Annotated in this window: 16 protein-coding genes; 3 read left to right on the top strand and 13 right to left on the bottom strand. The window is 71.2% G+C overall.

The annotated features are described in order from the left end of the window. Positions 1–521: 521 nt before the first annotated feature. Positions 522–1,994: an MFS transporter gene (locus QF030_RS37600; protein ID WP_307167034.1), complete on the bottom strand. Its 1,473-nt coding sequence runs from the start codon at positions 1,992–1,994 to the stop codon at positions 522–524. 112 nt (positions 1,995–2,106) lie between these two features. Between QF030_RS37600 and QF030_RS37595 the strand changes: the two genes are divergently transcribed. Continuing rightward, positions 2,107–2,766, top strand: coding sequence for a TetR/AcrR family transcriptional regulator C-terminal domain-containing protein (locus QF030_RS37595; RefSeq protein WP_307167033.1), 660 nt, complete (start codon positions 2,107–2,109; stop codon positions 2,764–2,766). Positions 2,767–2,849: 83 nt separating this feature from the next. On the opposite strand, the gene QF030_RS37590 is transcribed toward QF030_RS37595, so the two are convergent. From QF030_RS37590 to QF030_RS37535, 12 genes are all read right to left on the bottom strand, one after another. Continuing rightward, a complete protein-coding gene (locus tag QF030_RS37590) occupies positions 2,850–3,821 on the bottom strand; it encodes an alpha/beta hydrolase (RefSeq protein WP_307167032.1) in 972 nt (323 codons plus the stop codon). A gap of 173 nt (positions 3,822–3,994) precedes the next feature. Further along, positions 3,995–5,104: an SDR family oxidoreductase gene (locus QF030_RS37585; RefSeq protein ID WP_307167031.1), complete on the bottom strand. Its 1,110-nt coding sequence runs from the start codon at positions 5,102–5,104 to the stop codon at positions 3,995–3,997. Between the two features lie 8 nt (positions 5,105–5,112). Beyond that, a complete protein-coding gene (gene pks2, locus QF030_RS37580; protein ID WP_307167030.1) occupies positions 5,113–11,352 on the bottom strand; it encodes a sulfolipid-1 biosynthesis phthioceranic/hydroxyphthioceranic acid synthase in 6,240 nt (2,079 codons plus the stop codon). A gap of 102 nt (positions 11,353–11,454) precedes the next feature. Next, positions 11,455–12,051: a 4'-phosphopantetheinyl transferase superfamily protein gene (locus QF030_RS37575; protein WP_307167029.1), complete on the bottom strand. Its 597-nt coding sequence runs from the start codon at positions 12,049–12,051 to the stop codon at positions 11,455–11,457. 9 nt (positions 12,052–12,060) lie between these two features. Next, complete coding sequence (locus tag QF030_RS37570) at positions 12,061–12,315, bottom strand: phosphopantetheine-binding protein (RefSeq protein WP_307167028.1); 255 nt, start codon at positions 12,313–12,315, stop codon at positions 12,061–12,063. After that, positions 12,308–13,174 carry an alpha/beta fold hydrolase gene (locus QF030_RS37565; protein WP_307167027.1) on the bottom strand — a complete coding sequence of 289 codons (867 nt, stop codon included), beginning with the start codon at positions 13,172–13,174 and terminating at the stop codon, positions 12,308–12,310. Before QF030_RS37565 ends, QF030_RS37570 begins: the two co-directional genes overlap by 8 nt. 5 nt (positions 13,175–13,179) lie before the next feature. Next, the gene (locus QF030_RS37560) at positions 13,180–14,163 is read right to left on the bottom strand and encodes an NAD(P)H-dependent flavin oxidoreductase (protein ID WP_307167026.1); all 984 of its coding nucleotides are present in this window, start codon (positions 14,161–14,163) and stop codon (positions 13,180–13,182) included. Continuing rightward, positions 14,163–14,993, bottom strand: coding sequence for a hypothetical protein (locus tag QF030_RS37555; RefSeq protein WP_307167025.1), 831 nt, complete (start codon positions 14,991–14,993; stop codon positions 14,163–14,165). Before QF030_RS37555 ends, QF030_RS37560 begins: the two co-directional genes overlap by 1 nt. After that, positions 14,990–15,232: an acyl carrier protein gene (locus tag QF030_RS37550; RefSeq protein ID WP_307167024.1), complete on the bottom strand. Its 243-nt coding sequence runs from the start codon at positions 15,230–15,232 to the stop codon at positions 14,990–14,992. Before QF030_RS37550 ends, QF030_RS37555 begins: the two co-directional genes overlap by 4 nt. Next, positions 15,232–16,113, bottom strand: a complete 882-nt coding sequence (locus QF030_RS37545; RefSeq protein WP_307167023.1) for a diiron oxygenase — start codon at positions 16,111–16,113, stop codon at positions 15,232–15,234. The genes QF030_RS37550 and QF030_RS37545 overlap by 1 nt, the downstream gene beginning before the upstream one ends. Before the next feature lie 13 nt (positions 16,114–16,126). Further along, entirely contained in the window at positions 16,127–17,077 is a 951-nt protein-coding gene (locus QF030_RS37540) for a hypothetical protein (protein WP_307167022.1), read from the bottom strand. A 262-nt stretch (positions 17,078–17,339) separates the two neighbouring features. Then, positions 17,340–18,665 carry a cation:proton antiporter gene (locus tag QF030_RS37535; protein WP_307167020.1) on the bottom strand — a complete coding sequence of 442 codons (1,326 nt, stop codon included), beginning with the start codon at positions 18,663–18,665 and terminating at the stop codon, positions 17,340–17,342. Between the two features lie 497 nt (positions 18,666–19,162). On the opposite strand from QF030_RS37535, the gene QF030_RS37530 reads away from it, so the two are divergent. Then, a complete protein-coding gene (locus QF030_RS37530) occupies positions 19,163–22,837 on the top strand; it encodes a type I polyketide synthase (RefSeq protein ID WP_307167019.1) in 3,675 nt (1,224 codons plus the stop codon). A 20-nt stretch (positions 22,838–22,857) separates the two neighbouring features. After that, complete coding sequence (locus QF030_RS37525; protein WP_307167018.1) at positions 22,858–26,247, top strand: non-ribosomal peptide synthetase; 3,390 nt, start codon at positions 22,858–22,860, stop codon at positions 26,245–26,247. Positions 26,248–26,578: the final 331 nt, after the last annotated feature.

Below are 26,578 nucleotides of genomic sequence, written 5' to 3'. Positions count from 1 at the left end.
GTGGTCGCACCACCCGAATCCGGAATTCCATGATCCGTAAATCCCTCACGCCGGCCCCGGGACAGAAATGTATCTTCCCGAGGCAGATCAGGGCGAACAGCAGCGAGGCCAAGGTACGACCCGCGGTGGGGGGGGGGGGGGGTGGGATGGTGAAAGCAGGTCCTTTCACCCTTCGGCTGCCGAAAGGGCGTCACCCGCTCATCGCGGCGGCCCGGTCATCCGGCAATCGATATCAGGGACGGATGGCTCGAATTGATGCCCTGGGGACCCGAAGACAGCGAAGCGGGCCAGCACGGCAGCCTCGCGGGTCGTGGAGCATGAAAAGCTCCACGAGCCGCATACGCCGAGTTCGCCTCGTATCCGGTATGCACTCGCGTTCTCTCACTGCACCGACCGGCCGTGGCCGGAGTCTTGGTGTTCTCCTTTTCTATCGGTTTCGGCCTGATCCGAAAAAGGGATCGAGCCGGGCGCATTGGCCCGGCCGATCCATTTCAAGCAGCAAATAAGCAAGCGGTGCCCGACTAGGGCCGCGTGGGCGCCGTCTCGTTCCCGAGCGGCTCGGAGGCCTTCTCCTCGGCCGCCACCGCCGGCAGTGCGAGCGCGGCCAGCGCGGCGACGAGCATGAGCCCGCCGTTCACGAGGAACGCCACGCGGTAGCCCTGGACGAGCGCGTCGAGGCGGCCTTTGTCATGACTCGCATGAGAGGTCACGGTGGAGGCGATGTTCACGAGCACCGCCAGACCGACGGCTCCGCCGATCTGACGGGATGTGTTGAGCAGCCCGGAGGCGGCACCGGCGTTCCGGGGAGCCACACCGGAGGTGCCGCTGATGGTGACGGCGAGCAGCATGATGCTGACGCCGAATCCGCCGACCAGGTTGGGCAGGAGGATGTGGGTCACATAGGCGGAGTGGGTGGGGATGGTGGCGAGCCAGGCGATGCCCGCGGCGGAGATGAGGCCGCCGGCCACCAGCATGCGCCGGGGGCCGACCACGGGCACGAGCTGACGGGAGGTGAGGCCGCCGACGATGAAGATGACGGTGACGGGCAGCATGGCCATGCCGGTGCGCAGCGCGCTGTAGCCGAGTACCTGCTGGCAGTACAGCGAGAGGAAGAAGAGCAGGGCGGTCAGCGTCACGCCGAGGCAGAACATGAGCACATTCGCGATCCGCAGGGTCCGCGGCCGGAGCAGGTCCAGCGGGATGAGCGGGTGGGAGCCCTTCGCCTCGGCCATCAGGAAGCCGACAATGAGTACCGCCGCCGCGATCAGCGGCACCAGGGTCTCGGGGGAACCCCAGCCCTCGGAGGAGGCCTCCGAGAGGCCGTAGGTGAGCGCCCCGATCCCGAGGGTGACGCACAGGGCGCCGGGCAGGTCGAGCCGGACGCGCTCCGTCCTGTCGGAGGGAAGCAGGAACAGCAGGCCGGCGGCGAACAGCGCGATGCCGGGAGGGATGTTGACGAACAGCACCCAGCGCCAGCTCAGTTCGGTGAGGACGCCTCCGAGGACCACACCGGCCAGGCCGGCGATGCCGCCCATCATGCTCCACAGCGCCAGGGCGTGCTCGCGTTCGCGTTCGTCGGTGTGGCTTGCGGTGATGAGGCTCAGGCTGGTCGGGGTGAGCGCGGAGGCGCCGGCCCCCTGGGCGATCCGGGCCGCGATCAGGACGACCGGATCGGACGCCAGACCGCCGATCAGACTGGCGAGGGTGAAGAGAACCGCGCCGAACAGGAACACTCGCTTGTGCCCGAAGAGGTCGCCGGCCCTGGCCGCCAGGAGCAGGAAGCCCCCCAAGGTGATCAAGTAGCCGCTGACCACCCACTGTTGCTCGTCGGTCGACAGCCCCAGACCTGCTTGCATGTCCGGCAGAGCCACGGTGACGATGGTGGCGTCGAGCACGACCATGAACAGGGCGAGACAGGACATGGCCACGACGACGCCGAGAGGCAGATTCGGCCGTAACACTGTGGGTGTCGACGCGTCTCGGGTCCGGGACATGGAGTCTCCTCAGTGATCGACCACGAGTGAACCACGGTCAAGTGAACAGCGTTCACGTGAACAACGTTCACGCTACGATGCGGCCCGGAGGATGTCAATCAAGGGAGTCTCGATGCCGCTGCGCAAATCCGACGTGGTCGAGGAAGCACTGCGCTTCCTCGACGCCGAGGGTCTCGACCAGCTCACGATGCGCAAGCTCAGCGCTGCACTCAACGTGCAAGGGGGCGCTCTCTACCGGCACTTCCCGAACAAGGAGGCGCTGCTCGACGCCGTGGCCGACAAGATCGTCGAGGGCATCGGCGACCCCCTCCCGAACGTCTCCTGGCCCGAGCAGATCCAGATTCTGGGCAATCGGCTCCGTACGGCCCTGCTCAGCCATCGCGACGGCGCCAATGTCGTGGCCGGCACGTTCGCCCCCGGAGCCAACACCATCATCGGCTCGGACATGGCCGTCCAGGTGCTCTGCGGGGCCGGCCTGCCTCCCGCCCAGGCCGGCTGGATGAGTTTCGCCCTCTTCTACTACGTGCTCGGCCACACCATCGAGGAACAGGCCCAGCTGCGGCTGCCGCCCGACCACGACTGGCGGGTCCACACCGAGCGACTGAACGTGAAGGTGTCACCGCAGTACGCGGCGGCACTCGACTCGCTGACGGGCACGGACCCCGCGGAACGGTTCGACTACGGACTGAACGTCTTCATCGACGGGCTCTGCCGGCTCCAGGCGACCCTGCCGCCGCCGCAGGGGGAAGCAGCTCGCCAGGCCGCCTCCTAGAAGTTCCAGGTCGGATCCGCTCCCCCGGACCCCGTGCGCCGCACTCCCCGGCGTCCGTGCCGCCGGCCCGACGCCGTCGGGGCTCACCGTTCGCCCCGGGAGCCCCGAGGCGGACCGGCCCCGGCTTCCTCGTCCAGCGAGTCGAGCAGCGTGTCCAGTTCCCCGATGACCCGTCGGGCGCACGCGGTCGCCGCCGGGACGACGCCCTGCATCAGGAAGTAGCCGTGGACCAAGCCCTCACCCGGTACATGGCGTACGGCCACTCCCGCGGCACGCATCCTCGCCACCAGCTCCACGCCCTCGTCGTGGAGCGGGTCGTACTCGGCGGTGGCGACGACGGTCGGAGGCAGATTCCGGAAGTCGGCCCTCAGCAGGTCGACGGCGGGGTCGGAGCGCCGCCGCGGGTCGGGGACGTACTGCGCGTAGTTCCAGACCATGTCCTCGACGCTCAGCAGACAGCCCTTGCTGTGCTCGCCGGCCGAGGCCATCATCAGACTCGGGTCCACCGGCGGATAGACCAGCAGTTGTGCCGCGAAGCGGACGTCGTGCGCCTGGAGAACCACCCCCAGGGACAGACTGGCGCCCGCGCTGTCGCCCGCGATCACGTGCGCGCGGCCGGGGAACGACCGGGCGGTCCACCGGGCCGCGGTGACCGCGTCGTGCAGCGGCGCTGGATAGGGGAACTCGGGCGCCCGCCGGTAATCGACCGCGACCACGACCGCTCCCAGCGATGCCGCCATGGCCCGGCAGACCCTGTCGTGGCTGTCGAGATCGCCCAGCACCCACCCCCCGCCGTGCAGGAAGGTGACCACCCGCTGCCCGCTCGGCTCCGGGGTGTACACCCTGATGCCGAGCGCCGCTCCGTCCGGGCCTTCGATCAGCCGGTCGGCCGAGGTCACGGCCGGGCCGGACGCGTCCTTGTCCCGCTGCTGGTGCGCCGCGTTCGCCCGGTACCGTTCACGAGCCTGCTCGATGGTCAGTTCCCGGTCGGGGACGGGAGGGCCGTCGGCGCTCTGCCAGGCGATCAGGTGCCGGAGTAGACGGTCCAGTGGCATCGCGATTCTCCACGTACTCGATCGCCGGGTCGGAGCGCACGCTCCCCGGATCCTCCTCGCGGGCACGGCACCCGAAGGGCACGGCGCCGAGGCATGCGCAACAGGCGGCGAATGGTGTGAGCCGGCCCCGGTCCGGGGAGCTGGACCGGGGACCGACTCCTGGTCTGCGGGGCCTATCCCTTCGGCGGTGGGACGAACCGGGTGAGCCCGTGGGCGACCAGCCGGTCGAAGAAGCCCTCGTCGAGCGCGGCCGGCTCCGGAAGCGCACGCCGGAGCACGCCGTAGGTGTGGTCGCTGCGGAACGACGGCAGCAGGTATCCGGGCTCGAGACCCAGCATCCGGCGGCCGATGGGGCCCATGTGCATCAGCGGAGCCACCTCGGGGTCCTCCCGGCGGTGCGCCGCCAGCTCCCACCACTTCTCGGGCGACACCTCGGCCAGCGGGTACCCGGCCCGGCGAAGAGCGTCGAAGGCGTGCATGAGGGAGACCGGCCGGGGTTTGACCATGTGATAGGCCTGACCCCCCGTCTGACCGACGGAGAGGCCCGCTATGTGGCGGGCCACGAGATCGACCGCCTCTCCGGGCACCGCTTCGGCCCGGTCCGGCGCGTAGCCGATCGCGACCATCGCGCGCAGCACCGGCATGAGCAGATCGGAACTGGAGGTGTCGCCGGTCACCGAATGCCCGGTGACCAGTCCGGGGCGGTAGACCGCGCTGACGACGCCGCTGTCCGCGGCCCTGGCCACCACGCGTTCGGCGGCGACCTTGGAGCGCGGGTAGCCGAGTTCCCCAGCGGTCTCCATGGACGGCCGCGTGGTCTCGTCCACGTCGGCGAGTCCGGCCTTGACCGAGTCCAGGAAGACGGCCAGCGTCGAGACGTAGTGGAAGCCGACCGGCGAGCCGGAGCGTTCGGCGATCGCCGTGGCCAGGCCGATCAGCTCCTTCGTGCCGCCGACATTGGCGGGCGCGAGCTGCGAGTACGTCGCCGTGAGATGGACCGACGCGGCACAGTGGAAGATCTGGGTCACCTGGTCGGTGAGGGTTCTCCAGACCTGAGGAGTCACGCCGAGCCGGGGCGACTCGAGGTTGGCCGGCACGGCGACGAGCCGTGCCGGGTCGTCCGAGCCGATCTCGGCCATCCGGTTGCGCAGCCGCCGGTCGGCGGTGGCGATGTCCGTTGCCCGGACCAGGCAGTAGATGACGGGATGGGACTGTTCCAGCAGGGCGGCGGCCAGGTGGCCGCCCAGGGATCCGGTCGCACCGGACACAATGATCGCGGTCATGCCATCTCTCAGGTGCCGATGTGGTCTGCCAGGTGCTGGGCCAGCGCCTGGGCCGAGTTGTTCTCGGCCACCGCCTTGGGGGCGATGCGTATTCCGAGGTTCGTCTCGATCCGCGTCCGCAGTTCCAGGTTGCCGAGCGAGTCCAGGCCGTAGTCGTTGAAGGGCCGGCTGGGGTCGACGGCGCTGCGCACGATCGCCGCGGCCTCCCCCGCGACGAAGCGCCGCAGCCAGGAGATGCGCTCGCCGGCGGTCAGCGCCTCGAACTCGAGCCGCAGCTCCGAGGACTGCGGGTGGTCGCCCCGATCGTCCTTGAAGGCCGCCGCGAACGGGCTGCGCCCGGCGAGCGCGGTCAGCCAGGGCGCCCGGGAGAGCGGAAGGTAGCCGGTGTAGGGCCGGGTGTGGCGCAGCAGTGCGTCGAAGGCGTGCACCCCCTCCTCGGGAGTGATCATGGTGGTGTCGCCGGCCTCGGCGAGGACGGCGCCGCGCCCGATCTCGCCCCAGGCCCCCCACGCGATCGTGGTCACCGGCAGCCCCTTCGCGTGCCGCCAGGCGGCGAAGCCGTCGAGCCAGCTGTTCGCGGCGGCGTAGGCGCCCTGCCCGGGCGATCCCAGCAGCGCCGCGGCCGACGAGAAGCAGCAGAACCAGTCGAGGTCGTCCTCCGCGGTGGCCTGGTGGAGGTACCAGGCGCCGTAGGTCTTGGACGCCCAGTCCCGGTCGATCAGCTCGGGGGTGACGCTCGTGATGGTCGCGTCCTCCACCACCGCCGCGGCGTGCAGGACGCCGCGCAGCGGGAGCCCGGTGGCCCTGGCCGCGGCGGCCAGCCGTCCGGCGGTCTCCGGAGCCGAGATGTCCCCGCACTCGACGTGCACCTCGGTACCCGCCTCGCGCATCGCCTGGATCTCGCGGGCCGCCGCCTCGGCGGGCGCGGACCGGGAGTTCAGCACGATCCGGCCGCAGCCGGCCGCGGACAGGTGGCGGGCCAGGCGCAGTCCGAGACCGCCCAGGCCGCCGGTGATGACGTAGGCGCCGTCGGCGCGGTACACCGGGACCCGGTCGGGCGAGAGCACGGCCGCTGTGCCCGGTTCCACCGCCGTGGTGAGCACGAGCTTGCCCAGGTGCTGGGCCGAGGCCATCCGGCGGATCGCGGTCGCCGCCTCGGCCAGTGGGAACGAGGCCGTCATCGGCGGCGCCAGCTCGCCGGCGGCCATCCGCTCCGACACCTCCCGCAGGAGGCGGCCCAGCCTGCCCGGGTCGGCCACCGCCATCAGTTCGAGGTCGACGCTGTAGAAGGCGAGGTTGCGGCGGAAGGGCGCCAGGCCCAGCTTCCCGTCGCGGTAGATGTCGCGTTTGCCGATCTCGACGAAACGGCCGCCGAAGGAGAGCAGGTCGAGGCCGGCGCGCTGCGCGGCACCGGTGAGGGAGTTCAGGACGACGTCGACGCCGGCGCCTGAGGTGTCCTCACGGATGCGGTCGGCGAACTCCAGGCTGCGGGAGTCGTAGACGTGCTCGATCCCCTGCGCGCGGAGCCAGTCCCGGCGCGCCTCGCTGCCGGCCGTGGCGTAGATCTCCGCCCCGACGTGCCGGGCCACCGCGATCGCCGCCTGCCCTGTTCCGCCGGTCGCCGAGTGGATCAGCACCCGCTCGCCCGGACGCAGCCGGGACAGCTCCATGAGCCCGTACCAGACGGTGGCGTAGACCGCCGGGACGGCGGCGCCCTGCTCGATGCTCAGGCCGTGCGGCAGCGGCGCCGCCAGCGCCGCGCCGATCGTCGCGTGGCTGGCCCAGGCGCCCTCGGTGGCGGCGCTGGTCATCACCCGGTCGCCGACCTGGAACTCCGTCACCGCGTCGCCGACCCGGACGACGGTGCCCGCGCAGTCGACGCCGAGTGCCGGCGTCACTCCCTCGAAGGCGAAGTAGTTCCCGTGGGCGAACAGGACGTCGTGGAAGTTGATGCTGGCGGCGCCGATCTCGATCTCGATCTGGTCGGCGCCGGGGGCGCGGCGCGGGACCACGGTCAGTTCCAGCGTGTCCAGGTCGCCGGGCTGGCGGATCTCCATCCGTACGCCGTCGTCCGGGCCGCCGACCGCGGCCGGACGGCGCTCGTCGGCGGCCAGCGGCGAGTGCTGGAGCCGTGCGGTGTACCAGCGCCCCGCCCGCCAGGCGGTCTCGTCGTCCTCGGTGTCCGAGGTGAGTTCCGCCGCCAGGTTCTTCGCCGCCGGCCCGTCCTCCTGGTCGGTGCCGACGTCGATCTGGGTGACCCGCAGTTCAGGGAACTCGGCGCCGATCACGCGGAGCAGCCCGCGGATCCCGGCGTGCTCGAGGTCGACCAGGTCGCCGGGTACGACCCGCTGTGCGCTCCGGGTGATCGTGTACAGCCGGGGCGGGGTGCCGTCGGCTCCGGCGAGCTCCTGTGCGACCCCGACGACCGACGCCACCAGGTCACGTCCGCGGGCTATGGCATCCTCACCGGCGGGCCCGGCCTGCCGGGGGCAGAGCAGGACGACGCCGTGCCAGGGGGTGCCGGAGAGCGCGGCCTGCGTGCCGGGGAGCGGCCAGGGCCGGATCTCGCAGTGGGCGCCCTGTTCGCGGAGCGCCTCCGCGAGCTCGTCCGGGGCCGGCACGGAACGGGGCGAAGCCAGGATCAGCCAGGGCTCGACGGCGGGCCTGCCCGTGGGCTCCGGCGGCTCCTGCTGCTGCCAGGCAATGGTGAGCAGCCGCTCGTTGAGCAGTTGGTCGGCGTTCTCCTCGCCGCTGGCGTGGGTGCCCATGACCAGGCCGTCGACGGTCAGCAGGACCGCGCCGTACTTGTCGGTCAGCCGGACGTCGGCGATCACCCGGTTGCTGTCGCTGGAGCGGAGCCGGACATGGCAGTATCCGGCGCCGCCGGCGCTCGACCACAGCTGCAGCCGCTGAACCTCCAGCGGGAGCAGCAGGCCTCCCTCGCCGTCGCCCGCGACGGCGGGCAGCGCGGCGACAGACTGGAAGCAGGCGTCCAACAGGGCGGGATGGACGAGGAAGCCGTCATTGCCGCTGCGCAACTGGGACGGGAGGGTGACCTCGGCCAGGACGCTCTGCCCACCCTCCGCCGCGTCGCGGTGGGCTGCCACGGCTCCCTGGAAGGCCGGTCCGTACTGGATGCCGCGCTCGTTCAGGGTGCCGCGCAGGTCGTCGCCCGACAGCCGCTCGGTGTGCTCCTCGATGAGCAGGTCGATGTCCAGTGGTTCGGGCTCGGCCCGGTCCGACGACGCGGCGTGCAGGGTGGCGGAGGCGAGCCGGGCCCGCTCGTCGTTCTCGGTGGCGACCGCCTCCCAGCGGGCCTGCCCCGGGCTTTCCACCGTCGCGGTCGTGGACAGGTCGGTGTTCCCGCTGAGCAGCAGCATGCGCTCGAACGTCAGGTTGCGGACCTCGGCGCCGGGCCCGAAGACCTCGGCGGCGGCGGTCAGGGCGGACTCGCAGTGCGCCGCTCCCGGATAGGCCGCGACGTCCCGCACCCGGTGGTCGGTCAGCCAGGGCAGCACCGCGGTACCGACGTCCGACTGCCAGGCGTGGCGCTCCTCGTCCTCGTCGAGACGGATGTGCACGCCGAGCAGCGGGTGGATCCTGACCGTGTGGGCGAGCCGCGCCTGGCCGGGCCTGACCAGCAGGTGCTGCCGGGTCCAGGTCGGCAGCGGGGCGTCGACCAGCTCGCCGCCCGGGTACAGGGCGGCGAAGTCGACACCGCCGCCCGCGGCGTGCACCTCGATGAGGCTGTGCAGCAGACCGTGCGGAGTCTCCTGGGCGCGCCGCATGCTCGCGATGGCGTTGGCGGGCAGGCTCGCCGACCGGGCGCACTGGTCCACCGCCCGGGTCAGCAGCGGGTGCGGGGAGAGTTCGAGGAACACGCGGTGGCCGTCGTCGAGAGCGGCCATCACCGCGTCGCCGAAGCGGACGGGCCGGCGGAGGTTGCCGACCCAGTAGTCGGCGTCGAACGAGGGCCGCAGCCGCGGCTCGACCAGGGCGGTGCTGTACATCGGCACCGTCCCGGTGTCCGGGGCCAGATCGGCGAGCACGTCGGCGAGTTCGGCGAGGATCGGGTCGACCTGCGGGGAGTGCGAGGCGACGTCGACGGCCACCTCGCGCGCCAGCACGCCCCGGCGCTCCCATTCCACGATCAGGTCGCGGACCCGTTCGGTGGCTCCGCCGATCACAGTGGACTCCGGTGAGGCGATGACCGACACGACGACGTCGTCGAAGCCCGCCAGCTCCTCCTCGACGCGGGCGGCGGGCAGCTCGACGGAAGCCATCGCGCCCGCGCCGGCCAGCCTGGCGCACAGCCGGGACCGGCGGCAGATCACCTTGACGCCGTCCTCGAGCGACAGCGCTCCGGCGACGACGGAGGCCGCCACCTCTCCGAGCGAGTGACCGATGACCGCGCCCGGCCGGACACCGGCCGCCCGCCAGGCCGCGGCGAGTCCCACCTGCATGGCGAACAGGGTCGGCTGCACCCGGTCGATGCCCGTCACCGTCTCCGGCGAGGTCATCGCCGCTGTCACCGAGAAACCCGACTCGCGCTGGACGAGCGGCTCGACCTCCGCGACCAGGGCGGCGAACTCCGGCTCGGTGGCGAGCAGCGAGGCGCCCATGCCGGCCCACTGGGAGCCCTGGCCGGAGAAGAGCCAGACCGGGCCGCGCGAGTCGTCGCCGGTCGCCGGGGCCGGGGGCCTCACGGCGAGCTGGTCGCCGATGCCGCGCAGGCCGGCGATCAGCTCCTCGCGGTCCGCGGCGATCACCGCGGTGCGTACGTCGCGGTGGTCGCGGCATCGGGCGAGTGTGTAGCCGAGGTCGGACGGCTCGACCTCGTCATGGGCGCTCAGCCAGTCCGCGATGCGCGTCGCGGTCGGCGCGAGTTCCTCCGTCGAAGTGGCCGACAGCGGGAACAGCAGCCGCTCCGGCGCGCGCCCGGGAGCCGGCCGGGTGACGGCCGGCGCCTCCTCGAGGATCGCGTGCGCGTTCGTGCCGGTCATCCCGAAGGCGGAGACCGCCGCCCGCCGGGGCCGCCGCTCGTCCGGCCAGGGCTGCATCTCCCCCGGCACGAACAGCCGGGTGGGCAGCGAGCTGATCTCCCGGTTCAGCTCGTTCAGGTGCAGGGTCCCGGGCACGACGCCGCGCTGGAGAGCCAGGATCGCGGTGATGAGGCCCGCGGTGCCCGCCGCGGACTCGGTGTGGCCGATGTTCGACTTGACCGAACTGACGGCGCATCCGCTGTCGCGGCCGTACACCTCCGCCAGCGCCCGGAACTCGATGGGGTCGCCGACCGGGGTCCCGGTGCCGTGGGCCTGCACCAGCCCGATCGTCTCCGGCTCGGCACCCGCGTCGGCCAGGGCGGCTCGGTGCACCGCCACCTGGGCGGACTCCGAGGGCATCGTGATCGTCTCGGTCCTGCCGTCCTGGTTCGAGGCGACGCCCTTGATCACCGCGAGGACGCGGTCCCCGTCGGCCAGCGCGTCCGAGGCGCGCTTCAGGAACAGCACGCCGCAGCCCTCGGACCGGACGAACCCGTCGGCCCCCTGGTCGAAGGGGCGGCACCGGCCGGTGGGCGACAGCATCCCCAGGCCGGACGAGGAGATGGTGGCATCCGGAACCAGCATGATCATGCAGCCGCCGGCCAGCGCCATGTCGCTCTCGCCGCTGCGGATGCTCTGGACCGCCAGGTTCACCGACGTCAGACCCGACGAGCAGGCGGTGTCGATGCTCAGGGCCGGGCCGGTGAGGCCCAGGGCGAAGGCGATCCGCCCCGATCCCATGCTCGGGGCGGAGCCGGTGAAGCCGTAGGGGTGGATCTTCTCCTGTTCCTGGGGTCCGTGGCAGGCGAGGGCGTAGTCCATGTGCGCCATCCCCACGAACACGCCGGTGCGCGTGCCCGCGAGCGCGGACGGCCGCATCCCGGCGTGCTCGACCGCCTCCCAGGCGGTCTCCAGCAGGACCCGGTGCTGCGGGTCGGTCGACAGCGCCTCGCGCTCGCCGAGCTTGAAGAACTTCGCGTCGAAGCCCGCGACATCGGTGAGGAAGCCACCCCAGCGGGACACCGACCGGCCTGGCACGCCCTTCTCCGGGTCGTAGTAGTCCTCCGCGTTCCAGCGGTCCGCCGGGATGTCCGTGATCGCGTCGCCGCCGCGCTCGATCAGATCCCACAAACTTTCCGGGGAATCGATTCCACCCGGGAATCGGCACCCGATGCCAATGACCGCGATATCCCTGGGATCCGACACGACGACTCCTTTTTGCGGAACGGACCGTATGTGGCGATGCAACGAGAGTGGTTCTTCAGCTGATCGATCTTCTTGAAGGTGAGAAATCCATCCGTACCGTCGTCAGAACGGCATCGCCGCCGGCCCGTGCGGACACGTACGAAGGGCGACGGCCAGGGAGAGATCCGTCTCGGAACGCACCCAGACCGGCACCCGCACGCCCCGGTAGGACGCCTCCAGCGCGTCGCCGGATCGGCTGAGCTCAACGCGCCAGAACAGCAGCTCGCCCTGGGTCTCCGGGCCGTAAAGCGCCTTGAAGGCCGCTTCCTTGGCGGCGAACAGCTCCCGGGAGGTGAATCCCGCTCCCGGCACGAGCAGCGTGCGCCGCTCCCGTTCCCGCAGGACGAACCGGGCGACGCGGGGACTGATGACCGCGTCCTCGATGTCCACGCCGACCCCGACGGCACCGGGGAACACCACCGCGACGGCCAGCCGGTCGGTGTGCGAGATCGACCCGGCGAAGCCCGGCGGAAAGCAGGGCCGGCCGTCGGCGTGGCGCGTCACGACGGACGCGGCGGCGCCGGCCGCGGCCAGTGCCGCCGACGCCGCACGGCGGCCCGCCGCGGACTCCTGGCGCGGGCCGTACGGTGGCCGGACCGGACGCCACGCGATCCGGACTCCCGCCGCCACGTGGGCGGGAAGCGGCAGGTCGACAGCCACCGTGCACCCTCACACCCGGAGTGCCAGCACGTGGTCGGCCAGCGACTCGACCGAGCGCAGCGCCTCCGGCCGGACGTCGTCGTCCCACTCGAAGCCGAAGGCGTCCTCCATCGCCACCAGCAGGCTGACCAGTGCGTTGGACGACACGCCAGCCTGGCGCAGGGAGGCCGAGTCGGGGACGCCGCTGAGGAACCCGGCATCGGCGAACAGGCCGAGCAGCAGCTCCCTGATGCGCAGCCGCACCTCCGCCGCCTGGTCAGGCACGCGCTTCCACTTCCCCGATGAACTTGTGCACGAGGGCCTGGAAGTGCTCGGCGTCGTCCACGTAGGGCACGTGGCCGGCCTTCGGCATGATCTCGTGCCGGCCGTCGGGGAACTGCCCGGCCAGTTCCTTGGCGCCCGTCGGTCCCAGCAGGAAGTCGTCGTCGCCGATGACGACGAGCGTCGGCGCCTGGATCCCGGCCAGCATCTGGGGCTTGTGCTCGTCCTTCATGGCACGGGTGAGGCCGTTGACCAGGTCCTCGACGGTGGACAGGGCCGAGAAGGCCTCCCGGAAGGCCAGGTAGCCCGGAGAGCCCAGGAACTCGTTCATCTCGGCGCTGAAGACCTCCGGGTACATGTGCTCGTAAAGGCCCGCGACGCCGTGGGTCTGCAGCGTACGGAGCCACGCCCGCTGCACCTGCCGCTGGCGCCGCATTCCGCGGGGGCCGAAGACGGGCCCTGTCAGCACGAGGCCCTTGATGCGGTCGGGATGCTTGATCGCCATGTCCCGGGCCAGCACGGTGGAGGTCGACACGCCGATGAGATACGTCGACTCGATCTCCAGGGCGTCCAGCAGGCCGATCAGGTCGGTGATGTGCTCGTCCCAGGTCGGCTCCTCGGGGATGTGCGAGGAGGCCCCGTGGTTGCACATGTCGTAGCTGACGAGGCGGTAGTCCTTCTCCAGCTGTTCGCTGAACACGCGCCAGGACGGGCTGGTCAGGAAGAAGGGGTTGACCATGGTGATCGGCGTGCCCTCGCCGCGGGACTCGTAGTAGAGCTCCACCCCCTCACGGGTGGGGATCCGAGGCGTGTCCTCGCGGTAGGTGAGATCCATCCGGGACAGGTTCTCGTAGCCTGGCATCGGTTCTATCCTTTCCCTCCCCCGAGGGCGTCGGCGCCCTCGAGGATGTGCGCGAATTCGGCGACGATGTCGGCCGCCGGGCGTTCCTGCGAGACGGCGCCGCAGGACAGACCGCAGTACAGGGCCATCTCCTCGACGCGGCCGGTGGTGGAGACGGTCGGTGTCGCGGCGCTGAACCGCGGCACCACGTGCGGCTTCCCCTCGACCACCGTGCGGCCGATGAACTTCTTGGGCTGGTCCGGATCGCGGGTGACGTCCGTCGCGATGACGCGGTGGCGCCGGCCCGGCCATCCGATCTCGTACACATCGGTGATCACCGTGTCGGCTTCGCCGGAGGCACGGACCGCGGTCTTGAAGTACGGGTGGGCCAGCGACTCGCGGGCGACCACGAAGGCGGTGCCGAGCAGGACGCCGTCGGCTCCGGCGGCGACCGCCCGGGCGGCCTGGGCCGGCGAGCCGATCCCGCCCGCCGCGACGAGGCAGGCGGCGGGCAGCAGGGCACGCAGCTCCGCGACCAGGTCGTTCCTGTTCGGCGTACCGAGGAGGTGGCCGCCCGCCTCGACGCCCTGCGCCACCACGATCGCGCCGTGCGCGGCCGCGCGCACACCGCTCTCGACGGTCCCGACCTGCACGACTAGTCGGCGTCCCGCGGCGGTGATCCGCTCGAGCACGGCGTCGTCGGCCATGCCGAACAGGGAGAGGTACACGTGCTGCGGCGTCCGGTCGAGCACCTGCGCGACCTGCCGGACGAGCTCGTCCGGTCCGACGACCTCGGGGATCAGATTCACGCCGACAGGGCGGTCGGTTCCCGCGACGAGCCGCTCGAGCATGGCCGACAGCGGGTCGTCGACCAGCTTGTAGCCGCCCGCGCAGCCCCCCGCGCCGGCCTCGGACACCGCGCATGCCAGGTCCGGGCCCGCGACGCCGCCCATTCCCGACTGGAGCAGGCTCACCCGGATGCCGAGCACCTCTGCCAACGTCGGACGCATCAGCTCAGGTCCTCCACTGCGGACAGCGCGGCGGCGCTGTCGCCGAAGCGCTGGGTCAGGGTGTGCACCCACCGCTCCAGGCCGAAGGCGAGGCAGCTGGTGTGCGCGGTGTCGCCGGCGGCCTGGATGGAGCACCGCTCGCCGAAGAAGTTCCGGTGGTAGTTCACCGAGCCGATCGCCAGGCCGTCGACGACGAACTCCTCCTTGACCGGGAACAGCCGCTGCATCTTGGCCTTGCCGCTGTTCTTGTCGAAGAAGGGGTCGGTCGCGACCTCGACCTGCACGTCCAGCCCGAGCTCGGCGCAGAGCGTCAGCACGGTGTCCTTGGCACGCGTGAGGTGCTGCTTGGCGCCGTCCTCCGGGCCGATGAAGACGATCTCCCGCATCGAGAAGCCCAGCAGCCGCTGGAGGCCGTCGTAGTGGTCCTCGTTGCGGAAGCAGGTGGCGAGCGTCGTCCGGGTGACCCCGCTGCCGGGCAGCGCCGTGCCGGCCAGGTCGACGTAGACGGCGTAGCAGGCCGCCGACGGCAGCGCGAAGACGGCCGGTTCCATGGTCTCGGGCGGGACGGCGTCCAGTGGCCGTGGCGTCTCGGTCAGCAGCTTGCCGAGGCGGTGCGGGTCGAGCCGGGTCGCGGTCAGGCCCAGGTGCGGGAAGTTGTCGAAGTAGTCGAAGGTGTCCAGGTCCTGGCACCGGATCAGGAAGGGGAACCGGAACTCCGGAGCCTGCCATCCCTCGGCGAAGCGCTGGAACACCGCGTCGAGCGCCCGCAGCAGACGCAACTGGTCGCCGTCGAGAACGCTCAGGCCGTGGTCCGTTGCTGTGGTCGTCACGCCGCCTCCTGCTTGAAGAATCGCGCTTCGATCGCGTTGAGCGTGCGGAAGTCGTCCAGGTCCAGCTCTTCGGGATCGATCGCCTCGCCCATCAGCTCCTCCAGCAGGAAGATGAAGTCGACGAAGGCGAGCGAGTTGATGGCCCGGCTGTCGATCAGGTCGAGATCGCCGTCCAGCCGGTCGAGTCCGGGGTTGCGCTCCAGGATGAACTGCTGGACGGATTTCATGGGTTCGCTCATCACTCGGCCGACTCCCCGACGCCCACGCCCGACTTCTCGAGAAAGCGTCGTGTCCGCTTCAGCACCCGGTCGTGCGCCGCCTTCCTGGCAGGGTGTTCCAGCGCGCGCCGCCGCAGGTTCAGCGCGTCCGGGATGCCCGCGTCACGGTAGGCGGCGGGGTTGTAGAGGGTGGCGACGCTGTACTGCAGGTACTTCTCGAGGTACTGCGCGACCAAGGGGACCTCGGCGGGATCGCGCCGGGTCACCTGGTCGAGCAGGTTCACGAAGATCATCCGGCCGAAGGCGACGTGCCGGCTCTCGTCCTGGTGATGCACCCGGTTGACCTCGCGGGCGATGTGCGGCAGCGTCTCGTCGGTCGCCATGTGGGCGTTGTAGTGGTCGACGATCTCCTCGAAGATCAGAACGCGCGCGAACACGACCAACTCACGTGCCGGCGGCGAGAGATGGTCCACCGAGTCGGCCCGGAGCTTCGGCTGTGCCCCGTACAGCTTGCCGCCGTAGCGCAGACAGAACTGGGCGAAGAACCACATGTGCTCGTTCTCTTCGCCGATGAAGTGGTGCAGGAACTCCGAGACGCCCGCGTAGGCGCGCTCGTGGATGCGCATGACCACCTCGGTCAGCAGCTCACGGATGCCGTGGATGTTGAGGCTGAAGAAGTTGATCGCCTCGTACCTCGTCAGCGCGAGCTGCTGTTCGCGGGTCAGCTCGTCCCACATCTCGGTGCCGGCCAGCGTGGTCAGGCTCTCGCTCATCCACGGCTTGTCGGCCTCGATGGTGTCGGGCCAGTCGAAGGCCGTGTACGGGTTGTAGTAGCCGGACTCCGCCATCTGTTCCAGCCGGTCCAGGTCCAGCACGACCGGTTCGATATCGCGTACACCCATGGGCAATCTCTCCTCAACGCACCGATCGGATATCCGCGCGCACGTGGACCGGCGTCTGTGAGCCGCAGTCGTGATGGCCCAGAGCGGCGTTGCCAGAAGCGGTGGACGGAATGACTTTGTTGTAGATCGATCCGAGGCACAGTTCCTGGAAGTCGCCGGTGCCGGCGGAGAGCCGCGCGGCGAGCTGGGCCTTGGCGATGTCGATGGTCTTGAGCCTGCCGTCGTCGTCCTCCACCTCGACGCACGCGTGCGGCAGATCCAGGGCGCCGCCGACCACACCGCAGAACCAGCCCCGTTTCGCCTCGGCCCGGTACCCGGCGTCCCGGAAACGCTCGGCGAGCAGCAGGCTGGCCGCGATGCAACTCGTCGCGCCGAGCTCGTGCACCAGCGCGTAGTCGGCCTGCATGGGTACGGGAATCATCTGCCAGCGATAGCCGGCGGCCAGGTACTCGCTGGTCAGCCGCCGCAGTACCGGGGCGAGCACCGGAGTGCGCGCACCGGTCGTGGTGACCGTGGCCTTGTACGTGGCCGATCCCGACCCCGGCGCCGGCGCCGTCACGTCGGTGAGGCTCCCGCCGAACCGGGCGATGTCCGGCTCCTCCAGGCGCCACGGAGCCTCCCCCGCGCAGTCGGCGCATTCCAGACGGACCTGGAAATCCCAGATTCTGGTGCGCAGCAGGTCGTCCACGGGCCGGCCGGCGAACCGGAAGAGCATGCGGAACGTGAGTTCCGGCTGGGTCTTCGCGGTGTTCGAGTACATGCCGAGGTTGTAGAGATCGTTCGGGTCGAAGTGACGGATTCCGGACCGCTCCTCGTACGGCAGTCCGGCGGCGACGAGCCGATCGATCTCCGCAGATCCGCAACGCAGCATCTCCTGCGCCACCGATTCCGGCTGACTCTTACTGGAATACTTGACAGGGACGAATTCGATGGAATGCGCCACCTTTTCCCAGGGCGTATCCACCGTTACAGATTGGCCCGACACAGTCCATCTCCCGATGCAGGATCGACACGCTGACCGCCAACGAACCCTGTCGACGCTATCAGGGGGACCACGCGGCACGGCAGATTAATCCCGCACATTTCCTCGTGCATTCTTCATTCCCTGCCCGGGTATGCGGAATCACCCCGCCGGCAAGCGATGCGGCGAGGAAATCGCTCATTGCCTCGGCGGCTCTCGCGGACGGGCGGGAGGTGTTCCCGGGCCGGGATGCGAGAGCTCGTGTTCAGGTGCGCGGGGCGCCGACGTCCGCGGGCGGCGCGGCCGTCTCCGGGTCCTGTCCGGGCGCGTCCGGTACGGGGATGGCGCCGCGCCGGGACAGCAGCGGGCCGGCCATCGCCGTCGTGACGAGGGCCATGATCACGAGCATGGTGAACATGCGCCCGTCCAGGACGCCCAGGCTGACGGCGGCGTTGAGGATGATGAGTTCGGTCAGGCCCCGGGTGTTCATGAGCAGTCCCAGGTCCGTCGCCTCCCTCCAGGAGAAGCCCGCCATCCGGGCCGGGAGGATCGCGCCGACCAGTTTGCCGGCGCAGGCCACGACGACGATCGCGACCAGCGCCAGGACGTCGCCCCCGGTGAGCGCGCCGAGGTCCACGCCGAGCCCGGTGACGATGAAGAAGACCGGGAGCAGCACGACGCTGACGTGGTCCATGGGCCGGCGCACGTGCTCGGCCAGGACCATGGCGGGCTCGCGGGGCATGACGAACCCGAACAGGAACGCCCCGAAGATCGCGTGGATGCCGATCCAGGTGGTCAGCCAGGCCGAGGTCAGCGCGCCCGCGCACAGCACCGAGAGCAGCGCGGACCAGCGTTCGGTGGCGGCCCAGCGCCACACCAGGCGGGCCACCAGCGGCCGTACGGCCAGCAGCATCCCGGCCACGTAGAGCAGGCTGTACAGCCCGATGCGGGCCAGCTCGGAGTAGTCGCCGTGCGCGGTGACCAGGGCCGAGACGTACGCCAGAAGGCACCAGGCGAGCAGGTCGTCTATGGCGGCGCTGGCCAGCGACAGCGAGCCGGCCCTGGAGTCCAAGAGCTTGTTCTCGTGCAGGATCCGGGCCAGCACCGGGAAGGCGGTCACGGACATCGCGGTGCCGAGGAAGGTCGCGAAGGCCGCGAAGGAGATGTGGTGCCCGGCCACCGAGGAGTGCTCGTCGTACAGGAACGGCGCGAGGGCCACGCCCAGTCCGAAGGCCACCGCGATCGACGTCAGCGAGACCCCTGCGGCGAGCCGGGCATGCGGCCTGATCAGGCGCTTCTCGAACTCCCAGCCGACCACGAACATGAACAGGACCAGACCCACCTGGGAGACCGCCGACAGCAGCGGCCGTACGTCGGCGGGGAAGATGCGGGCCGGCAGGTCGCCCGGCAGCAGGCCGAGCACGCTGGGCCCGAGCAGGATGCCCGCCGAGATCTCGCCGACGACCATCGGTTGACGGAACTTCTGGGCGAGCCTCCCCAGTGCCGCACCCGCCACCAGCACCAGTGCCATGTCGGCGAACAGGACCGCCAGCCTCATGTCCTGGGCGCCCGCCCCGGCGAGGGCGGTCATCACTGCGTTCCCTTGCGCGGGGGCGTGCCGTGGGTCCACCGCACGTACAGGGACTCACCCGTGGGCGGAATCCTCCTCCCGGCCGGTAACCAGGCCGCCGCCTTGACGCTCAGCCCATTGCCTTGCTCAGCCATCGACTTGTCGAGCCTTTCTCGGACGAGAGTCCATGCGAATACAACGGCCGCCATCCGAGCCGTCACCATACTTACGGTAAATACCTCACGGAACGTGGAGAGTGCACTTCACCGATGCATTCTCACCGGCACATCCGCGTGCTCGTCCACCCCGCCATGTGCCACGCTATACCCGACTCCCCATGCCTCATCAACCCCTACCACACCCTTAGCCGAGACGCATAGGGGTGCACATAGGGGTGGAGGTGGGGTATCAGGGGTTCACGACCGCACAGTAGGGTCGATCGGGAATGGGGTCGCCCAACAAATCACCCGTTCCCGGGTACCCGAATCTCTCGAATATCACGGGGAGCCGTACGGTCAATGGCTGATGAAGAAAAGCTGCGTCAGTACCTGAAGAAGGCCACCGGCGATCTGCAGCGTATGGCCCTCAAACTGCACGAGGCCGAACTCAGGGATTCCGAGCCCGTCGCGATCGTCGGCATGGGCTGTCGGTTCCCGCCCGACCTGCGTTCCGCGGCGGATCTCTGGCGGTTCGTGGCAGACGAGCGCGACGGCATCTCGCCGTTTCCCGACGACCGTGGCTGGGGCGCGGTCGTCGTACCCGACGGCGGCACCCCGGCGACGCCGGAACCGACGGCGTACCAAGGAGGCTTCGTCGCCGGAGCCGACCGTTTCGACGCCGAGTTCTTCGGGATCGGTGAACACGAGGCACTGGCCATGGACCCGCAGCAGCGGCTGCTCCTGGAGACCGCGTGGGACGCGGTGGAGCACGCCGGCCTGGACCCGGCCGGCCTGCGCGGGACCCGGACGGGCGTCTACGCCGGCGTCTCCTACTGTCACTACGGCGCGGGACCGGATGCCGTGCTCCCGGCGGGCGTCGAAGACCAGTTGATCGTGGGCGGCGCCCCGAGTACGACGTCCGGCCGGGTCGCCTACGTGATGGGACTGCACGGGCCCGCCATCAGCATCGACACGGCCTGCTCCTCCTCACTGGTGGCCATCCACCAGGCATGTCAGGCCCTTCGGCGCGGCGACTGCGAACTCGCGCTGGCCGGCGGGGTCACGATCATGGCCACGCCGGACGTCGTCATCGAGTTCGGCCGCCGCGGCGCTCTCGCCCGGGACGGCAGATGCAAGCCCTTCGCCGCCGCCGCGGACGGCATGGGGTTCGGCGAGGGCGCCGGGCTGCTGGTGCTGGAACGCCTGTCCGTGGCACTGCGCAACGGCCACGACGTGCTCGCGGTCATCCGCGGTTCGGCGGTGAACCAGGACGGCGCGACGAACGGGCTGACCTCTCCGAGCCGTGCGGCCCAGGAGGCGGTCATCCGGCAGGCGTTGGCAACCGCCGGGCTCACCCCCGACCAGGTGGACGCGGTGGAGGGACACGGCACCGGCACCCCGCTGGGCGACTCGATCGAGGCCGAGGCCCTCATCGCCACGTACGGCGAGAACAGGACGGCGGACCGGCCTCTGCGGCTCGGCTCGGTCAAGTCGAACATCGGCCACACCCAGACCGCGTCCGGGGTGGCGAGCGTGATCAAGATGGTCATGTCCCTTCGCGCGAGAACCCACGCGCGGACGCTTCACGTCGACCAGCCGTCCACGTATGTGGACTGGTCCGGCGGGACGGTCGCGCTGACCGACGAGTCGGTTCCGTGGCCGGCCGGCGGCCGGCCGCGCCGGGCCGGTGTGTCCTCGTTCGGCATCAGCGGCACCAACGCGCACCTGATCCTGGAGGAGCATGCCGCCGCGGACGGCGCGTCCGCCCCGGCGCCGGCCACCCCCGACGATGCCCCGACGCCCTGGGTGCTGTCGGCGAAGACCGAGCCGGCGCTGCGCGCCATGGCCGCGCAACTCGGCGACTTTCTCACCGCTCATCCGGCGCCCACCGCGGCGGTCGGGCAGTCGCTCGCCCGCATGAGGGCGGGGTTCGGGCACCGCGCGGTCAGTACGGGCGCCTCCGCCGACGAGCACCTCGCCGCACTCGCCGCGCTGGCCCGGGGCGAGGACGCACCCGGTCTGATCACCGGCGCGGTCACCGCCGGGAAGACGGCGGTGGTGTTCACCGGCGGGGAGCCGGGAACCGGTGACTCGGTCCGGAGGCTGGCGGACCGGTTCCCCGCCTTCGCCGAGGCGTACGACGACGTCCGCAGGTGTCTGGAGGCCCGCCTCGACAGGCCGCTGACGGCGTACCGGCATGCCACCGTGTTCGCCCACCAGGTGGCGCTGTACCGCGTGATCCGCTCGTGCGGAGTCGTGCCGGACCTTCTCGCCGGCGCGGACATCGGCGAGCTCACCGCGGCACATGTCGCCGGTGTCCTGTCGCTGGACGATGCCGGAGCACTCGCGGCCGCGGCGTACGCGTTCGACACCGGGGACGACGGGGCCGGGGAACGGCTGCGGGGCACCGCGGAGCGGATCGGCTACGCGCAACCGCGTATCCCGCTCGTCTCCCGCGGCGAACCCGGCCGCCCGGACCACTGGGCGACGGGCGACTTCCTGCGGACCGGCACCGAGGACGTCCTGTCCGGGGTCCGGTCGCAGGGGGTGACGGCCTGCCTGGAGCTGGATCCCGGAGCCGTCGTCACCGTGGGCCGGGTGCTGGAACTCCTCGCGACGGCGTACACGGCCGGCGCGACGGTGTCCTGGGGCGTCTGCGCCGGGACGGACGCCGGCCGGGTCCGCCTGCCCGGCTACCCGTTCCAGCGCAAGCGGTACTGGCTCGAGGCGCCGGTCGCCCGGAGCCGGGGCGGGCACGATGTCGTCAGGCAGCCCGTGCACCCGCTGCTCGGGGGCGCGGTCGACCTCGCCGACGCCACCGAGCGTTGGTACGTCCGGACAGCTCCGGATCGCGGGCCCTGGCACGTCGCCCAGTACCGGTTGCGCGGCACGCCCGTCCTGCCGCCCGCCGCCGTCGCCGAATGGGCACTGGCGGCCGCGCGCCACGCGGCCTCCTGCGGCGACCGTGACGGCGGCGGCGCCCGGACGATCGAGAACCTCACCTTCGGTGAGCCGGTCACGCTGCACGGCACGCAGGTGCCAGCCCTTCAGACGGCGGCCGAACCGCACGGCACGGTCCTCCGGATCAGGGGATTCAGCGCAAAGCCCGGGGACGCCGGCCACGGCTGGACCCTCCGGTTCACCGCCTCGGCCACCGAGGACATCCCGCCGGTCCCCTCCCCCGCGGACCTGGAGCGGCTGCGCTCCAGGATGACCGAGCAGGATCCCGGCACGCCGGCCGCGCGGCTCGGCGACGCCGGGATCACCTGCGGCCCGGCCTTCCGGGACGCGACCCGGCGCTGGTGGCAGGCGGACAACGAGGCGCTGGCCCTCATCGAGACCGACGTGGCCGCCACGGACGGCGAGCCCTACCTGATCCACCCCGTGGTGCTCGAGACGTGCTTCCTGACCGCCCTGCCGCTCGTCGCCGACGCGGACACCGGCACCGCCGTGTGGCTCCCTGCGGGGCTCTCACGTCTCACCCGCCACCGCGATCTGCCGCCGCGCATGTGGTGCCACGTCCGCCGTACGGCGGACGGCCCGGTCGACCTGGAGCTGTACTCCGACACCGGCGAACCGCTCGTCACGGTCACGGGGCTCACGTACCGCGCATCCGACCTGGCCGCACAGGCGGGATCCCGCGCGGAGCCGTCCGACGCCGGACCGTGGGACGCCGACGGACTGTCGCGGCTCGCCGTCGAGGATCCGCAGACGGCGCGCGGCACCCTCACGGACCTGCTGTTCACCCGGGTGACCGCCCTGGTCGAGGGGCTCGCGGACGACCGGGAGAGCCTGCGCGCCCGGTTCGCCGGCGCCCGGCTGGGCGATCTCGGCATGGACTCACTGCGCACGATGGGGCTCCGGGAGCAGTTCCGTACGGAGCTTCGCGTGGACGTACCGCCGCAGCGCCTGCTCGGCGACACCACTGTGGCGGACATCGTCGACCTGGTCTGCCGGACCCTGGCCGCCAGGAGCCTCGTCGTCGACGACGAGGAGCCGGAGGCCGCCGGAATGATCGAAGAACTCATCCTGTAACCGCCAGGAAGGCAGGCACGATGACCACCGATCTCTTCGCCGAGCTGTACCGCCGCGGGGTGAGGATGCGGCTGGCCGACGGCCGGCTTCACGTGACGGCCCCGCCCGGTGCTCTCACTTCGGAACTGCGCGAGGAGATGAAGCTTCGCAGGGACGAGCTCATCGAGATCGTCTCGCGCTCCGAACACGCGGACGAGCCCGCCGGCCTGACTCCACTGCCCGAGGAGCGGCATGAGCCGTTTCCGCTGACGGACATCCAGCAGGCGTACTGGGTGGGCCGGACCCCCGTGGTGGAACTCGGCGGCAACTCGACCCACTGCTACCTGGAGTTCGACGCCGCGGATCTCGACGTCCCGAGGCTGAGCCGGAGCCTGGACCGACTCGTCCGGCACCACGACATGCTCCGGGCGGTCATCCAGCCCGACGGCCGCCAGCGTGTGCTGCCCGAGGTACCGCCGTACGACATCCAGGTCACGGACCTGGCCGGCCTCGACGACACGGCGCAGGAAGCGGGAATCGCGCGGATCCGGGAGGAGCTGGCGCACCAGGTCCTGCCCGCCGACCGCTGGCCGCTGTTCGAGGTCCGCGCGACCCGGCTGGCCGACCGGCGGTGGCGCCTGCACCTCAGCCTGGACATGCTGGTCATGGACGGGTTCAGCTTCGGGATCTTCCAGCGCGACTGGTTCCGCTTCTACAGCCGGCCGGACGCCCCGCCCGAGCCCCTCGACGTCACCTTCCGCGACTGTGTCCTCGCCGAGCGGCGGCAGCAGGGCGAACGGCGGTTCGAAGACGACAGGCGGTACTGGCTGGACCGGCTCGACCGGCTGCCACCCGCTCCCGAACTGCCGCTGGCCGTCCAGCCCGGGCAGCTCTCCTGTCCGAAGTTCGCCCGGCAGCATGCCCGACTCCCCCGCGACCGGTGGTCCGCCATCAAGGAGACGGCCCGGCGCCGGGGTCTCACCCCGTCCGCCGTGCTCGTCGCCGCCTACGCCGATGTGCTCCGGCGCTGGTCGAAACGGCCCGAGCTCACGCTCAACCTGACGCTGTTCAACCGGCCACCGCTCCACCCGAGGATCGGCGAGGTGATAGGCGACTACACCTCGTTGGTCCTCCTGGAGACACGGCCAGGGCCGGAGGACTCCTTCGCGGCGCGGGTGAAGCGCCTGCACCACCGGCTCATGGAGGATCTCGGGCACTCCAGCTACTCGGGCGTCCGCGTCCTGCGGGAGCGCGCCAGGCGTCTGGGCGGCCGGCCCGGCGCCGGGATGCCGGTGGTGTTCACGAGCATGATCGGCTTCGAGTCCGGGTCGAACCCCACCGAGACGGCCCAGGTGTTCGGCGACGTCGTGTACGGCGTCAGCCAGACGCCCCAGGTCTGGCTGGACTACCAGGTGCTCGAGGACCGGGGCGAACTGCTGGTCAACTGGGACTACGTCGAGGACCTCTTCCCCGCCGGCATGCTCGAGGAGATGTTCCTCGCCCACCGGACGTGCCTGGAGCGCCTCAGCGAGAGCGAAGCCGCCTGGGACGAGCGAGAGCTCGTCACGCTTCCGGCCACGCAGGCCGACGAGCGCCGCCGTGTCAACGAGACCGGGGCCTCCATTCCCCGGCGCACCCTCTGCGGCCTCGTCGAGGAACAGGCCGGGCGGACCCCGGACGCGATCGCCGTGATCTCGGCCGACGGTGAGCACACCTACCGCGAGCTGGTCGACGACGCCCACCGGCTGGCCCATGTCCTGCAGTCGCTGGACGCGACCCGGGACGAGTTGATCGGCATCGTCGCCGAGAAGGGGTACGAGCAGGTGGTGGCGGCCCTCGGCGTCACCCGGTCCGGGGCCGCGTACCTGCCGGTGGAGCCGCGCTGGCCGGCCGCCCGGAGGGAGCAGCTGCTCCGGCAGGGCCAGGTCCGGGTGGTGGTCACGACACCGCACTTGCGCGACGAGCTGACCTGGCCGGACGGAATCCGGCTGGTGACCCTCGCCGACGCCGAGGTACGGTCCGCTCCGTCCACCCCGCCGCGGACCGGTCCCGACCCGGACGACCTGGCGTACGTGATCTTCACGTCCGGATCGACCGGCACGCCGAAGGGCGTGATGATCGACCACCGGGCCGCGGCCAACACGATCCAGGACCTCAACGACCGCTTCCGTGTCACCTCGGACGACCGTGTGCTGGCGCTGTCCGCGCTCAGCTTCGACCTCTCCGTGTACGACGTCTTCGGTCTGCTGGCCGCGGGAGGCGGCGTCGTCGTGCCGGAGCCGGGCAGGTCGCAGGAGCCGCGGCACTGGGCCGACCTGGTGGACCGGCACCGGGTGACGCTCTGGAACACCGTGCCGGCCCTCATGCAGGCGTGGATCGACGCGCACGATCCGGCGGCTCCCCCGCCCGGACACGGGCTGCGGTTGGTCATGATGAGCGGTGACTGGATCCCCGTGACGCTGCCGGACCGGATCCGCGCGGTCTATCCCGCGGCCCAGGTGAAGAGCCTGGGCGGCGCCACCGAGGCGTCGATCTGGTCGATCCACCACCCGATCGGCACGGTGCCCCCGCACTGGTCACGGATTCCTTACGGCAAGCCGCTCGCCAACCAGACCATGCACGTGTACGACCAGTGGCTGGAGCCGAGCCCGGTCTGGACGACGGGTGAGATCTACATCGGCGGCAGCGGCGTGGCCCGCGGCTACTGGGCCGATCCCGAGCGGACGGCGGAGCGGTTCGTCGTGCATCCCCGGACCAAGGCCCGTCTCTACCGGACCGGTGACCTCGGCCGCTATCTCCCCGACGGGGACATCGAGTTCCTGGGCCGCGAGGACTCGCAGATCAAACTCAACGGCTATCGCATCGAGCTCGGTGAGATCGCGGTCCCCCTGCGGCGGCATCCGGGCGTCCGGGACGCGCTGGTCGGCGTGGACACCAATCCGAGGACGGGCCGGCGGCAGCTGGTCGCCTACCTGGTGCCCTCGGAAGGGGAGCCCCTCGCGGGACAGCCGCACCCCGACGCCGACACGCTGCGGAGCACGCTCGAAGAGGTCCTGCCGGAATACATGGTGCCCCGCCACTACCTCGTCATCCCCGAGGTGCCGCTGAGCACGAACGGCAAGGTCGACATGTCGGCGCTGCCCGCCCCGCGGGAACGGCAGACCTCCGGCAGCCTTGCGGCTCCCCGGGACGAACTGGAGCGGACGCTGCTGTCCTTCTGGCAGGAGGTCCTGGGACGGGACGACTTCGGGACGCAGGAGAACTTCTTCGAACTCGGCGGGGACTCCCTGCACGCGATCGGCGTCCTGGAGCGCATCACCAAGGAGTTCGGCACGTCCGAAAGCCAGGACGACGGTCTGCGCCGCCTCTTCGAGAACCCCACGGTCGCGCAGCTGGCCGCCGTCATGCGGGCCGAGAGCCAAGGGCGTTGACCCCCGCATCCCTGGCGATCCCGGCCTGACCGGGAAAGGGGGACCCGCTGCCGGAGAACCGGCGGCGGGTTCCCGCTCTCGCGGGGCAGGTCTCCGGACGACGATGCGGCGCCCGGCTCGACCGCACGGTTCCGGGCCGCGGCGCGGGCCGGAGGTCGTCGCCGGGCCCGGGCCCTCGCCCGTACGCCGCGGAGGCCTCGCTTCGTCGACGGGCGGCCCCGACGCACTCGGCCGTACGGCGCACCAGCCCGCCGTCGCCGACCGGCCGACGGGCGGGCCGCGGCCTCCGGTTCGGGTCGGGGCCGCGGCCCGGCAAGGCAGGAGGGCACTC

The organism is Streptomyces rishiriensis, from assembly GCF_030815485.1.
In the GTDB taxonomy this organism is placed as follows: domain Bacteria; phylum Actinomycetota; class Actinomycetes; order Streptomycetales; family Streptomycetaceae; genus Streptomyces; species Streptomyces rishiriensis_A.
The sequence above is the reverse complement of the archived record's forward strand: the minus strand, read 5'-3'. Positions and strand labels throughout refer to the sequence as shown.

Coding starts and splice junctions, on each gene's coding strand:
- QF030_RS37600 (WP_307167034.1), bottom strand. CDS start 1,994: ATGTCCCGGACCCGAGACGCGTCGACACCCACAGTGTTACGGCCGAAT.
- QF030_RS37595 (WP_307167033.1), top strand. CDS start 2,107: ATGCCGCTGCGCAAATCCGACGTGGTCGAGGAAGCACTGCGCTTCCTC.
- QF030_RS37590 (WP_307167032.1), bottom strand. CDS start 3,821: ATGCCACTGGACCGTCTACTCCGGCACCTGATCGCCTGGCAGAGCGCC.
- QF030_RS37585 (WP_307167031.1), bottom strand. CDS start 5,104: ATGACCGCGATCATTGTGTCCGGTGCGACCGGATCCCTGGGCGGCCAC.
- QF030_RS37565 (WP_307167027.1), bottom strand. CDS start 13,174: ATGCCAGGCTACGAGAACCTGTCCCGGATGGATCTCACCTACCGCGAG.
- QF030_RS37560 (WP_307167026.1), bottom strand. CDS start 14,163: ATGCGTCCGACGTTGGCAGAGGTGCTCGGCATCCGGGTGAGCCTGCTC.
- QF030_RS37550 (WP_307167024.1), bottom strand. CDS start 15,232: ATGAGCGAACCCATGAAATCCGTCCAGCAGTTCATCCTGGAGCGCAAC.
- QF030_RS37545 (WP_307167023.1), bottom strand. CDS start 16,113: ATGGGTGTACGCGATATCGAACCGGTCGTGCTGGACCTGGACCGGCTG.
- QF030_RS37535 (WP_307167020.1), bottom strand. CDS start 18,665: ATGACCGCCCTCGCCGGGGCGGGCGCCCAGGACATGAGGCTGGCGGTC.
- QF030_RS37530 (WP_307167019.1), top strand. CDS start 19,163: ATGGCTGATGAAGAAAAGCTGCGTCAGTACCTGAAGAAGGCCACCGGC.
- QF030_RS37525 (WP_307167018.1), top strand. CDS start 22,858: ATGACCACCGATCTCTTCGCCGAGCTGTACCGCCGCGGGGTGAGGATG.